Source organism: Rhodoferax saidenbachensis (assembly GCF_031457975.1).
Taxonomy (GTDB): Bacteria; Pseudomonadota; Gammaproteobacteria; order Burkholderiales; family Burkholderiaceae_C; genus Allorhodoferax; species Allorhodoferax saidenbachensis_A.
In genome coordinates, this window is sequence record NZ_JAVDXO010000007.1 from 187634 (window position 1) to 199432 (window position 11799).

The 11799-nt window shown below is 63.3% G+C and carries 14 protein-coding genes; 7 read left to right on the forward strand and 7 right to left on the reverse strand.

Annotation, left to right across the window (positions count from 1 at the left end):
- Window positions 1–17 precede the first annotated feature (17 nt).
- Window positions 18–1073, forward strand: a complete 1056-nt coding sequence (gene queG, locus J2X15_RS15425; RefSeq protein ID WP_310344391.1) for a tRNA epoxyqueuosine(34) reductase QueG — start codon at window positions 18–20, stop codon at window positions 1071–1073.
- Window positions 1074–1086: 13 nt separating this feature from the next.
- Complete coding sequence (locus J2X15_RS15430) at window positions 1087–1887, forward strand: cysteine hydrolase family protein (RefSeq protein ID WP_310344312.1); 801 nt, start codon at window positions 1087–1089, stop codon at window positions 1885–1887.
- On the opposite strand, the gene J2X15_RS15435 is transcribed toward J2X15_RS15430, so the two are convergent.
- Together J2X15_RS15435 and J2X15_RS15440 are read right to left on the reverse strand one after the other, a co-directional pair.
- Window positions 1880–2896 (reverse strand): MBL fold metallo-hydrolase, encoded by a 1017-nt coding sequence (locus tag J2X15_RS15435; RefSeq protein WP_310344314.1) that lies wholly within the window; start codon window positions 2894–2896, stop codon window positions 1880–1882. The genes J2X15_RS15430 and J2X15_RS15435 overlap by 8 nt on opposite strands.
- A gap of 15 nt (window positions 2897–2911) precedes the next feature.
- The gene (locus J2X15_RS15440) at window positions 2912–3040 is read right to left on the reverse strand and encodes a hypothetical protein (protein WP_310344316.1); all 129 of its coding nucleotides are present in this window, start codon (window positions 3038–3040) and stop codon (window positions 2912–2914) included.
- 240 nt (window positions 3041–3280) lie between these two features.
- Between J2X15_RS15440 and J2X15_RS15445 the strand changes: the two genes are divergently transcribed.
- Window positions 3281–4291 carry a M14 family zinc carboxypeptidase gene (locus tag J2X15_RS15445; protein ID WP_310344318.1) on the forward strand — a complete coding sequence of 337 codons (1011 nt, stop codon included), beginning with the start codon at window positions 3281–3283 and terminating at the stop codon, window positions 4289–4291.
- 7 nt (window positions 4292–4298) lie between these two features.
- On the opposite strand, the gene J2X15_RS15450 is transcribed toward J2X15_RS15445, so the two are convergent.
- Window positions 4299–5210 carry an AEC family transporter gene (locus J2X15_RS15450; RefSeq protein WP_310344320.1) on the reverse strand — a complete coding sequence of 304 codons (912 nt, stop codon included), beginning with the start codon at window positions 5208–5210 and terminating at the stop codon, window positions 4299–4301.
- Window positions 5211–5325: 115 nt separating this feature from the next.
- Here J2X15_RS15450 and J2X15_RS15455 point away from each other — a divergent pair, with 115 nt between their 5' ends.
- Both J2X15_RS15455 and xerD read left to right on the forward strand, forming a co-directional pair.
- Window positions 5326–6285, forward strand: coding sequence for a tripartite tricarboxylate transporter substrate binding protein BugE (locus tag J2X15_RS15455; protein WP_310344322.1), 960 nt, complete (start codon window positions 5326–5328; stop codon window positions 6283–6285).
- A complete protein-coding gene (gene xerD / locus J2X15_RS15460) occupies window positions 6282–7190 on the forward strand; it encodes a site-specific tyrosine recombinase XerD (protein WP_310344324.1) in 909 nt (302 codons plus the stop codon). The genes J2X15_RS15455 and xerD overlap by 4 nt, the downstream gene beginning before the upstream one ends.
- Before the next feature lie 11 nt (window positions 7191–7201).
- Here the strand turns inward: xerD and J2X15_RS15465 are convergent, their stop codons facing one another.
- Complete coding sequence (locus J2X15_RS15465) at window positions 7202–8443, reverse strand: EAL and HDOD domain-containing protein (RefSeq protein ID WP_310344326.1); 1242 nt, start codon at window positions 8441–8443, stop codon at window positions 7202–7204.
- Window positions 8444–8487: 44 nt separating this feature from the next.
- Window positions 8488–9285 (reverse strand): ferritin-like domain-containing protein, encoded by a 798-nt coding sequence (locus J2X15_RS15470; RefSeq protein WP_310344327.1) that lies wholly within the window; start codon window positions 9283–9285, stop codon window positions 8488–8490.
- A 40-nt stretch (window positions 9286–9325) separates the two neighbouring features.
- Between J2X15_RS15470 and J2X15_RS15475 the strand changes: the two genes are divergently transcribed.
- Both J2X15_RS15475 and hslO read left to right on the forward strand, forming a co-directional pair.
- On the forward strand, window positions 9326–9850 hold the full coding sequence (locus J2X15_RS15475) for a gamma carbonic anhydrase family protein (protein ID WP_310344329.1): 525 nt from the start codon (window positions 9326–9328) through the stop codon (window positions 9848–9850).
- 40 nt (window positions 9851–9890) lie between these two features.
- Complete coding sequence (gene hslO, locus J2X15_RS15480) at window positions 9891–10880, forward strand: Hsp33 family molecular chaperone HslO (RefSeq protein WP_310344331.1); 990 nt, start codon at window positions 9891–9893, stop codon at window positions 10878–10880.
- Here hslO and J2X15_RS15485 read toward each other — a convergent pair.
- Window positions 10866–11501, reverse strand: coding sequence for an AAA family ATPase (locus tag J2X15_RS15485; RefSeq protein ID WP_310344332.1), 636 nt, complete (start codon window positions 11499–11501; stop codon window positions 10866–10868). The genes hslO and J2X15_RS15485 overlap by 15 nt on opposite strands.
- 17 nt (window positions 11502–11518) lie before the next feature.
- Window positions 11519–11794: a septum formation initiator family protein gene (locus J2X15_RS15490; protein WP_310344333.1), complete on the reverse strand. Its 276-nt coding sequence runs from the start codon at window positions 11792–11794 to the stop codon at window positions 11519–11521.
- Window positions 11795–11799: the final 5 nt, after the last annotated feature.

Sequence of the window (11799 nt, forward strand, 5' to 3'; positions counted from 1 at the left end):
ACCCGTGGGTTGTGCAGATACAGGCCTGGGCCCGCGAACTTGGATTCTCCCAAATTGGCGTGGCTGGTGTGGATTTGTCGTCTGCAGAAGCCGGTTTATTGGCCTGGTTGTCGCAAGGATTCCACGGTGACATGGCTTATATGGCCCACCACGGCCTCAAACGGGCCCGCCCGGCCGAGCTGGTGCCGGGCACCGTGAGCGTGATTACCGCCCGCATGGACTACCTGCCACGCGACACGGCGGAAGATTGGCAGGACACCGAACTGGCACGCCTGCAGCGCCCCGGCGAGGGCATTGTGTCGGTCTACGCCCGTGGGCGGGACTACCACAAGGTGCTGCGCAACCGCCTGCAAAAACTGGCCGACACCATGGCCGAGCACATGGGGCCGCTGGGCTACCGCGTGTTCACCGACAGTGCGCCCGTGCTGGAGGCCGAACTGGCCGCGCGCAGCGGCCAGGGCTGGCGCGGCAAGCACACGCTGCTGCTGAACCGCGAAGCGGGCTCCATGTTTTTTCTGGGCGAGATCTACGTGGACATGGCGCTGCCCGATAGCGCCCCGGTGCAAGCGCACTGCGGCAGCTGCAGCGCCTGCATCACCGTGTGCCCCACGCAGGCCATCATCGCGCCGCACCGGCTGGATGCGCGGCGCTGCATCTCCTACCTGACCATCGAGCACGCGGGGCCGATTCCGCTGGAGCTGCGCCCGCTGATGGGCAACCGCATCTACGGCTGCGACGATTGCCAACTGGTCTGCCCCTGGAATAAGTTTGCCCAGCGCAGCGCCTTGCCCGACTTTGATGCGCGCGAAGGCTTGACCGGCATGCAACTGGCCACGCTGCTGGACTGGACCGAAGGCACGTTCCTGCGGCACACCGAGGGCAGCCCGATCCGCCGCATCGGCCACGTGCGCTGGTTGCGCAATGTGGCCGTGGCCATGGGCAATGCGCTGCATGGCGCGGGCCTGAGCGTGGAGCAACGCGCCGCCATGGTGCAGTCCTTGCAACGCCGCACCAACCACCCCGACCCGCTGGTGCAAGAGCACGTGCAGTGGGCCCTGCAACACACCACCTGAAAGTGAACGCCCAATGCCGCTGTACGACCTGCTGGTGATTGACCCGCAAAACGATTTTCTGGACATCGCTGGTGCTGCCTTGCCCGTGCCGGGTGCCAACGCCGACATGGACCGCCTGGCCGCGTGGCTGCACAGGCACACAGCGCAGGTGCGCAGCCTCACCGTGACGCTGGACTCGCACGCCAGCGTGGGCGTGGAGCGCACCACCTTTTGGCAGCAGGCTGACGGCAGCGCGGTGCCCCCCTTCACCCTGGTCACCGCCGCTGACGTGCAGCAAGGCAGCTTCCGGCCGCGCCATGCCGGGCGCACCGACGAGGTGGTGGCCTACCTGCAAGCGCTGGAAGCCACAAGCCAGCGCCAGCTCATTGTGTGGCCGGTGCACTGTGTGCTGGGCACCTGGGGCCACAACATCCACACGGGCTTGGGCGAGGCGATTGCCTACTGGGAGCAGGAGACCGGTCGCACCTGCAACAAGGTGCTCAAGGGGCAGAACCCCATGACCGAGCAGTACAGCGCCTTCAAGGCCGAGGTGCCGCGTGCCGATGATGACCGCACACTACTCAATCAGCCGCTAGTCCGCATTCTGTCTGCGCCAGGCGCTACGCTTTTGGTAGCGGGCGAGGCGTTAAGCCACTGTGTGGCCGCATCTGTGACGGACATGATGGCGAACTTGCCCACGCCCCGCCTGCAGCAGACCGTGCTGCTGACCGACTGCATGAGCCCGGTGAGTGGCTTTGAAGCGGCGGGCCAGGCGTTTCTGCAGCAGGCGCGCGCAGCCGGTTTGGCTGCGGCGCCATTGGCCACGCTTACTTGACGCGCGGCGGCAGCCCCGCAAACACATCCATCGCCTTCCACACCAGCGGCAGGCGAATCTCCACCCCGTCCTGCGCGCCCTTGCGTTGCAGAAAGGCGATGGAAGCCTCAAAGTCGTCCAACGGAGCCGGCATGGGCTGCATGGGCAGGGTGGACGGGATCCAGAAGTCATCCCAGTGGATGGGAATCACACGGCGCGCACCTACAGCCGCCACGGTCTCGCGCCAATAGGCCTCCTTGTGTTCCTCGCTGCGCGGGCCCATGGCGCCTATGCCTAGCATCACCACATCGGCCTGCACGCCCTTGAGCGCATCGGGCACAAAGCCTGCGGTGCTGGTGATCAGCAGAGTGCGGCCATCGTGTTCGATGCGGGCCACATAGCTCTGGCCCTCCTTGTAGTCGGTGGCGCGGGCGGGTGGCACCAGCGGCGTGGTGATCTCGCCCCCGGTAAAACCGGTGGGCGTGTGCAGTGCGGGGTAGAGCGTGACGGTGAAACGGCCAAAGGTGTAAGGCGTGCGCAGCTGTGCGGTGCGAATCTGTGCCTCGGGCAGGCCCCAGCCACGGCCCACCATGGCGGTGGAGGACGAGCCCAGCAGCAAGGCCCCGGTGCGCTTGGCCACCTCGGGCGCGTCCATGGCGTGGTCGTAGTGCGAATGCAGGGGAATCACCGCCGCCAGCTTGCCCGTGCGCTGGGGAATGCCGGCGCGTTGCAGGCCGGCGGCAATGCCAGCCACATCGGGCTCCACCTTGCGCAAAAAGGTGGTGAGCTTGTCAGGGCGGGAAAAGAATCCGTCGGTGAGCAGGGCGGTCTCACCGTCGTCCAGTAGTACGGTGGCCACGCCCAGGAAGCTGACCCGTAATGGTGCCTGGGGCGGAGGAGGGGGGGCGGACCAGCGCAAGCGGTCCAAGCCGCTTAGGCTGGGCGGGTGGCCCAGCATCCAGGCCAGCGCCGCAACTGCGACAACCACCAATACCAACAAACTCAGAACCAGCCGCCTGAAAATTTTCATGCGGGCAGTGTAGGGTCAGTGGCGTTTGCGGGGAAGGTGGGTGCGTTGCAATGCCAGCAGTTCGCCCACGCCCTGTACCAGCGCCAGCGTGACCGCGAGCCAGGGCAGCAGGAAGGGGCGTGAGGGCGTTGTGCGCTTGCGCATGTTAGACCTCGATCAACGCCACTGGCTCCAGCCAGTTGTCTTCGAACAGCTCGTCCAGCAAACGTTGCAGTCCTAGTAGCTTAAGGATCATGGTGGGCTCCCGGTGGGTTGCAGATGCAGCCACTCTAGGAGTCCTGTGTGACGGTTTCATGGCAGTGTGGTGCATTGTCATCAAGTGCGTTCAGGATGCTGAAAATTCGTGCTGTGCCGCTATGCTGGCGCCCAACAAGGAGCCAGGTTTTGCAACACCGCGCACTCGCCGCATTGACCGAACTGGAGCGGATTCTCCAGCTCGCGGGGGACCGTGTGGAGACCCGCGTGGTGCGCCAGGTGGACTGCCGTGGGGTGAATCTGCCGGTCTACACGGTTGCGCTGGGCAATCCGGACCCGCAGGTGCCAGCCATCGGTTTCTTTGGCGGCGTGCATGGCTTGGAGCGTATTGGGGCTGAGGTGGTCATGGCCTACCTGCTCAGTATCGTCATGCGCCTGAACTGGGACCACACCCTGCACCGGCAGCTGGAGTCGTTGCGCCTGGTCTTCATGCCGCTGGTGAACCCCGGTGGCATGGCGCTGGGTACACGCGCTAACCCGCGTGGTGTGGACCTGATGCGCAATGCGCCGGTGGACGCGCTGGAGCCGGTGCCCACCTGGGTGGGCGGCCAGCGCCTGAGTTCCCGCCTGCCCTGGTACCGTGGTGTCGCGGGCGCACCCATGGAAGAGGAGAGCCAGGCCGTGTGCGAGGTGGTGGCGCAGGAGTTGTTGCCGCGGCCCTTCAGCATGTCGGTGGATTGCCATTCGGGCTTTGGGCTGAGTGACCGGCTGTGGTTCCCGTTTGCCCACACGCGCAAGCCGCTGGACCACCTGGCCGAAATGTATGCGTTGCAGGTGATTTTTCGCCAGACCTACAACCACCATCCCTATGTGTTCGAACCACAGAGCCTGCAGTACCTGACCCATGGGGACCTGTGGGATCACCTGTACCTGCAGTCGCGTGAGGTGCCGGAGCGGGTGTTCCTGCCATTGACGCTGGAAATGGGCTCATGGTTGTGGATCAAGAAGAACCCGCGCCAGTTGTTCAGCCGCCACGGCATCTTCAACCCGCTGATAGGCCACCGCCAGCAGCGTGTGCTGCGTCGGCATTTGTGGATGCTGGATTTTCTGACCCGTGCGGCCTGCAGTGCAGAGTCCTGGGCACCGCAGGATGGCCAGCGCCATGTACTGCACGCCGAGGCGCTCCAGCATTGGTATTAGCGCTGCCTCAGAGGCGCTGCAACACGCCCAGAGCAAAAGACAGGCTGACCATGCCCATCAGCGTGGACACGGTGACCAGGGCGGCCACGTAGGCGCCGTCGTAGCCCATGCGCGCCGCCAGCACATAGCAGCTGGAGGCGGTGGGCAAGGCAGAGAACGCCAGCAGCATGGTGGTTTGGGTGGGGCTTAACCCCAAAGCGCGTGCAATGGCCCAGGCCGCAATGGGGGTCAGCAGGTGGCGAATGGCAATCACCGCTACGGCCAGCACCTTGCCACGCGCCAGCGCACCCAGCTGCATGCCGGCCCCAGCAGCCATCAACCCCAATGCCAGCGATGCTGCGCCCAGGCGGGTCACCGTGGGCTCAAGCCATACCGGAATGGCAAAGCCCAGCAGGTTGGCCACCAGGCCCGTAGCGGTGGCGATGATCAGCGGGTTGCGCAGCAGCTCGCGCACAAAGCCGCGCTGGGCATGGCGTGCCATGGGCCACACCGCGGCCACATTGAACAGCGGTACGCATACGCCAATCAGCACCGCGATGAGCTGCACGCCCTGTGGGCCGGCCAGGCGATCGGCAATGGCCAGGCCGATGAAAGAATTGAAACGAAATGCAATCTGCGCGCTGGAGGCATGGTCGCGCGCATCGACATGGGTGCGCAGCCAGGGCAGGTGCGGAATGGCATAAGCCAGGCCAATGCCCACCAGTCCGCTGGCCCAACCCGCACCAATGAGGCTGGACGCAGTCCCCAGGTCCAGCGGGCTTTTGACAATGGACTGGAACAGCAGCACCGGGAACAGGAAGTAGTACACCAGCGATTCCACCTGCTCCCACACGGGCCGGTTCAGTGCGGTGTAGCGGCACACCAGGTAGCCACACAGAATCAGGGAGAAATCGGGAAAGAGGAGTTGGGCGTAATTCACAGGCCAAGGATAGCAGCCAGGGGGGCAGGCACCCGGGTTTCCACGTACGCGCAAATCAGCATGGCGAAAGCAAGCGCGCGGGGTACCATTCGGCAAATTCCACAGGAGAAATCACATGCGTCGTCTGCTGTTCACCCTGGGCCTGGTGGCCGCCTCCAGCACTGCGCTGGCACAGGGTTACCCCAACAAAATCATCAAGCTACAGGTGCCTTTTGCCCCGGGTGGCACCACGGACATCATTGCCCGCGTGATTGCCGACCCGCTGGGAAAGGTATTGGGGCAGAGTGTGATCGTGGAGAACAAGGCGGGCGGCGGCGGCGTGGTCGGAGCGAATGAAACCGCCAAAGCCGTGCCTGACGGATATTCGCTGGGCATTGCCACCGTGTCCACCGTGGCCGCCAACCCGGCTATCAACCCCAAGAACCCCTACAACCCGCTCACCGACTTCACGCCCATCGTCAACATTGCGGCCACGCCCAATGTGATTGCGGTGCACCCGACCTTCCCGGCCAAGGACTACAAGGGCTTTTTGGCGGAAATCAAGAGCCATCCAGGCCAGTACTCGTACGCTTCCTCGGGCACGGGCGGCATTGGCCATATGCAAACCGAGTTGTTCAAGAGCCTGGCCGGTGTGTTCATCACGCACATTCCCTACCGCGGCGCTGGCCCGGCCCTGAACGACACGGTGGGTGGCCAGGTGCCGCTGATTTTTGACAACCTGCCCTCGGCCTTGCCTTTTATCCAAAGCAACAAGCTGGTGCCTATTGTGGTGGCGGCCCCGCAGCGCCTGCCCCAGATGCCCAACGTGCCGACTTTCAAAGAAGTGGGGCTGGAGCCAGTGAACCGCATGGCGTTTTACGGCATTTACGGCCCCAAGGGCTTGCCCAAGGAAGTGGTGGACAAGGTGAATGCCGCGGTGCGTAAGGTGCTGGAAGATCCGGCCGTGAAAAAGCGCATCGAAGAGACGGGCTCCTTGGTCGTTGGCAATACGCCCGAGCAATTCACGGCCCAGATCAAAGCCGAGTATGAGGTGTACAAGAAAGTGGTGGAGACCGCCAAACTGAAATTGGAATGACCGAGCGTGTCGCCGCCGACACCGCGTCGGTGGACGCCTTCATCGATGCTCTGTGGCTGGAGGAGGGCCTGTCCAAAAATACCCTGCAGGCCTACCGACGCGACTTGACGCTGTTTGCCCAGTGGCTGCAGGGGCGTGACCTGCCGACGGTGCAGGAGCACGACATCCAGGCTTACTTTGGCGCACAACACGCGCACACCAAGGCCACCACGGCCAACCGGCGTTTGACCGTGTTCAGGCGCTACTTCCGCTGGGCCCTGCGCGAGGGGCTGGTGGCGGCCGACCCCACGCTCAAGCTGCAAGCCGCCAAGCAGGCCTTGCGCGTGCCCAAGACCCTGACCGAAGCCCAGGTCGAGGCCTTGCTGGCTGCGCCGGATACCAGCACGGCATTGGGCGTGCGCGACCGCACCATGCTGGAATTGATGTACGCCAGTGGGCTGCGGGTGAGCGAACTGGTGACGCTGCGCACGCTGAACCTGGGCTTGAACGAGGGCGTGCTGCGGGTGCTGGGCAAGGGGTCGAAAGAGCGACTGGTGCCGTTTGGCGAGGTAGCGGCACAGTGGTTGCAGCGCTACCTGGGCCAGGCACGCGCGGAGTTGCTGGGCCCCAAACAAACGCAGGACTTGTTCATCACCTCGCGCGGTGTGCAGGCGGGTACCGCCATGTCCCGCGTGATGTTCTGGGGCATCGTGAAAAAGTATGCGCTGGCGGCGGGCATTCGCGCCCCTATGTCACCGCACACGCTGCGCCACGCATTTGCCACGCATTTGCTGAACCACGGGGCCGATTTACGCTCGGTGCAGATGCTGCTGGGCCATGCGGATATTTCCACCACCACCATCTACACCCATGTGGCGCGCGAGCGTTTGGCAGCGTTGCACGCGCAGCACCATCCACGCGGCTAGCGGCGTAGCGCTTATTCGAGCAAGGTTTCGGCCCAGGCCAGTGCCTGCAGGTGGGCCCAGTTCACCTGGTTGCTACTCAGGCCCAAGGCCGTTGTGGTTTGGGCAAAGGCGTCATCGTCCCCCGATTCGCAGGCCTCCGTGAGCAGCAGGTAGGGCGCCAGCGGACCGGTGCGATAGAGCAGAGCGTTGGTGACCGATTCCGGCAGTGTGAGTGTGGCCAGGGCGGCAGGCATGGGAATGCCCAGCAAGGTATCCAACAGCGAAAACACGCCCACCACGAACGCGTTGTCGCATTCGTCGGCGGGCAGAGTTTCGCCCGCCAGCAGTTCCATAAGCCGGCCCCGCACCACGGCTGTGGTGCCTACGGCAGGCGGTGTGTCACCTGCCTGCGAGGTGGTCAGCAGCAAGGCGGCCCACTTGAACAGCTTCTTGAGCCCCAGCAGCATGACCGCATGCTTGAACGAGGTGACTTCGGTGCGCAGGCCGAAGCCCGCCGAGTTGATGAAGCGAAGCAGGTTGAACGACAGGGTGGGGTCGCGCTTGAGCACTTCCTCGATCTCATTGGTGCTGGCCTGCTTGCGCACCAGGTTGATGAGCTGCAGGATGGTGGCTTGGGCCGGCCGTATGGTCTGGCCTTCGACCAGCACCGGTTTGGCAAACCAGTAGCCCTGGAACAGGGTAATGCCCAGCTCCTGCAGCATCTCGTGCTGCTGCGCGGTCTCTACCTTTTCGGCAATCAGCACGGCGCTGGACTTGGCGCGGGCCAGTTTGATGAATGAGGCCACCGCCTGCGGCTTGAGCACCGACAGATCAAACTTGATGAAGGACGCCAGGGGCAGCCAGTCTTCGTAGGAGCGGGTGAGCACCGAGTAGTCAAACGCCAGCCGAAAACCGCGGTCATGGATGGTTTGCAAGGTGGGAAAACGGGTCTTGATCTGGTCCACTTCCGAGACAGAGAGCGGTGGAATCTCCAGCACGATGTGGTCGGGGGCGACGAGTTCCAGATGGCCACCGGCCAGGCTGTCGTGGGTGCAGTTGATGAACAGGGTTTTGCGGTCCATCAGCAGTTCGTTGTCTGCCATGGACAGCAGGTTGAACAGTAGCTGCGCGTCGCTGGAGGCGGTGTGCTGGTCGGCTTGCACCGAGCGGTCAAACAACTCGTAGCCAAACACCATGCGTTGGGCATCCAGGATGGCCTGGCGGGCAATCGCAATGGAGGCGGGGCTGGATACGGTTGGGGCGGAGTCAGACATGGTGCAGTGCAATGTTCAGTGCATTCTAGACGTGGCTATGTGGCTCATGCGGCAGCAGTCATGGCCTGCATCTCTGCGTCCGAGAAGCCCGCCCGTTTGCGGGCCTCCAGGTTGAAGGGTGGCTTGGGGCGGGGTGCTGCATGTTTGATAGCAGCCTGCGCATAGAACGCGCCGGGTTCCAGTGCATTTTTTTTGCAAAGCCAGTGGTACCACTGGTTGCCAATGGCCACATGCCCCACTTCCTCTTCCAGAATGACATCCAGGATGGCCATCGCTTGCAAGGCGTCAGGCGTTCCCACTTTGCGCAGTTTGGCTTGTATCAGGGGTATGGCATCCAGCCCGCGGGCTTCCATGGTGCGGGGGACCAGGGCCATACGGGCCACCACGTCGTGGCGGGTGTTGTCGCAGACGGTCCACAGGCCGTCGTGGGCGGGAAAACTTCCGTAGTCATACCCGCAGGCGCGCAGATGGGCCTGCAGCAGCTTGAAGTGCTGGGCCTCCTCCTGGGCAACGCGCAGCCAGTCCAGGTAGTACGCGGCTGGCATGTCTGGAAAGCGCCAGATGGCATCCAGGGCCAGGTTGACCGCATTGAATTCAATATGGGCAATGGAGTGCATGAGCGCGGCATGGCCCTCTGCCGTGAAAGGGGTGCGGCGCGGCACATCTTTGGGGTGCACCTGAATAGGCTGCGGCGGCCGCCCCGGCTGTTCTGGCCAGGGCAATACCACTGCGGTGTCCAGCGGGAGTGTGGGAGCGTCTACCCGCAGCGCCTGTGTTGCGTCGGCCTTTTCAAGCGCATCGGTCAGGCAAAAGACGTGTAGCGCACGGTGTCGGAGTTCCATCTCTACAATTCTAGGTTTTGCGCGCTGCTGAAAGTACAACATGGCCATTTATGAACTCGATGGAGTGGCACCCCGTGTGGCCCCGTCAGCCTGGGTGGCCGATAGCGCCCAGGTGATGGGCAATGTGGAGCTGGCTGACGATACCAGCGTCTGGTTCGGTGCGGTGGTGCGCGGCGATACCGAGACCATCCACATCGGCAAAGGCTCCAATATTCAGGATGCGAGCGTGCTGCACGCCGACATTGGCAAGCCGCTGACCATTGGAGAGCACGTGACCGTGGGCCACAAGGTTATGTTGCACGGTTGCATCGTGGGCGATGGCTCGCTGATTGGCATCGGTGCCATCGTGCTCAATGGCGCCAAGATCGGCAAGGGCTGCATTGTGGGTGCCGGGGCCTTGGTGACCGAGGGCAAGGAGTTTCCCGATGGCTCCATGATCCTGGGCAGCCCCGCCAAAGCGGTGCGTGAGCTTTCACCCGAACAGCAGGCCGGCCTGCGTATGAGCGCACTGCACTACATTGAAAATGCCCAGCGTTTCAAAAACGGGCTGAAGAAAATTGCTTAACCCGCTGGGCCATTCGGGCCTGGCATGACTGGAGACGTGCATGTCTGAATTGCACAAGTTTTTGTTTGATGGCTTACCCGTGCGGGGCGCCATCGTGCGCTTGACCGATGCCTGGGTGGAAATACTGCGGCGCAGGGCGTCTAACTCGGTCACGGGCGCTTACCCCGTGCCGGTGCAGGACATGCTGGGTGAGATGACGGCTGCGGCGACCTTGATGCAGTCCAACATCAAGTTTGACGGGGCACTGGTTTTGCAGATTTTTGGCGACGGGCCTGTCAAGGTGGCCGTGGTGGAGGTGCAGTCGGACTTGACCTTGCGTGCCACAGCCACAGTGGCTGGCGACATGGCGTCGGATGCGACGCTGAGCCAGATGGTGAACGCCAGCAATCAGGGCCGCTGCGCTATTACCCTCGATCCCAAGACCAAGTTCCCGGGGCAGCAGCCTTACCAAGGCGTGGTGCCACTGTTTGATGACCATGGTCGCCCGATCGAAAAGCTTAGCGAGGTGCTGGAGCACTACATGCTGCAGAGTGAGCAGTTGGACACCACGCTGGTGCTAGCCGCCAACGACAAGGTGGCGGCGGGGTTGCTCATCCAGCGGCTGCCCATGGCGGGTCAGGGCAATCTCTCGGGCAGCATGGTGTCCAAAGAAAACGAAGACGCGATTGGAGTGAACGAACACTACAACCGCATCGCCACGCTGGCCAGCAGCCTCAAGCGTGAGGAGCTGCTGAACCTGGATGTGGACACGATCCTGCGTCGGCTGTTCTGGGAAGAGCAGTTGGTCCGCTTTGAACCGCTGGAAGGGGAAACGGCGCCGCGATTTGTATGCAGCTGCAGCCGCGAGCGGGTCGCCCGAATGATCGTGGGCTTGGGTCGGGATGAGGTGGAAACCATCCTGACCGAGCGCGAAGACATTGAAGTGGCCTGCGAGTTTTGCGGCGTGCAGTATCGCTTTGACCCGGTGGACGCCGCGGAGCTGTTTGCCGAGCCGGTGCAGCGCGTGGCGGGTGGCTCAACGCCCCATTGAACTTTGCGTCAGCCGGCTAAACAGTCGGTGTTCGCAAGCGGCATCGGAACACGTGTCGCACACCCAGACCCATGGCTGGCCACTGTCTTGTGGTGCATGGTGTTTGGTGCTGGCGTGGGTGATCGCGGTGAGCGCTGCCTCGGTGCGCTGGGAGCTTTGGCCGTACACGCTGGCAAATGGCACCTTGTGTGCAAGCAGTACCTCGCGCAAACGCGCATCGATGCGTTGCCGGATGGCGAGACCATCGCGCTGTATCCCATCCGCCACCCATGCCACATCCAGTCCCATGACCAAGGTCACGTCCAATGTGCGCTGAAAGGCAATGGCCTCGGGGTAGAGCGTGGGGTCGTTGAACAGCACATCGCTGTAGACCGCGGTGATCAGGGGGGTCGTGTCGGCGACCACGCACGCTGCCGTGGCTTGCTGGATACGCTGTGCCTGGGTATGGGCCACATGGGCCTGCTCATCCACCTGGGGTGGGCGGCCGTGCGCGTTGCACCAGGTGCGCAGGTACTCGTCAATGACGGTGACTTCAGGGTAAAAGGTGGCCAGCGGTGCGAGAAGCGCCTGGCTCAGCGTGGACTTGCCACTGCATTCCGCGCCCAGGATGGCAATTTTCATGCGGCCAACAGAGCCGTTCAACGGGCCACTTGCACGTAAATCTCGTTGGCCTTCACCATGCCCAATTCGGAGCGGGCTTTTTCTTCCACGATCTCCAGGCCTTCCCGCAGGTCATGGATTTCGGCGGACAAGCGCTCATTCGCTAAGGCGGCCTGGGCGTTGTGCTGCTTCTGGGTGTCTAGCTGGCTGGCCAGCCGGGACACATTGGGAACGCTGCCGCGCCCAAACCACAGCTGGGCGTGCAAGATGACCAACAACGCGATCAACGCAGCTGGAACAAGTCGGTTGCTCATACGGT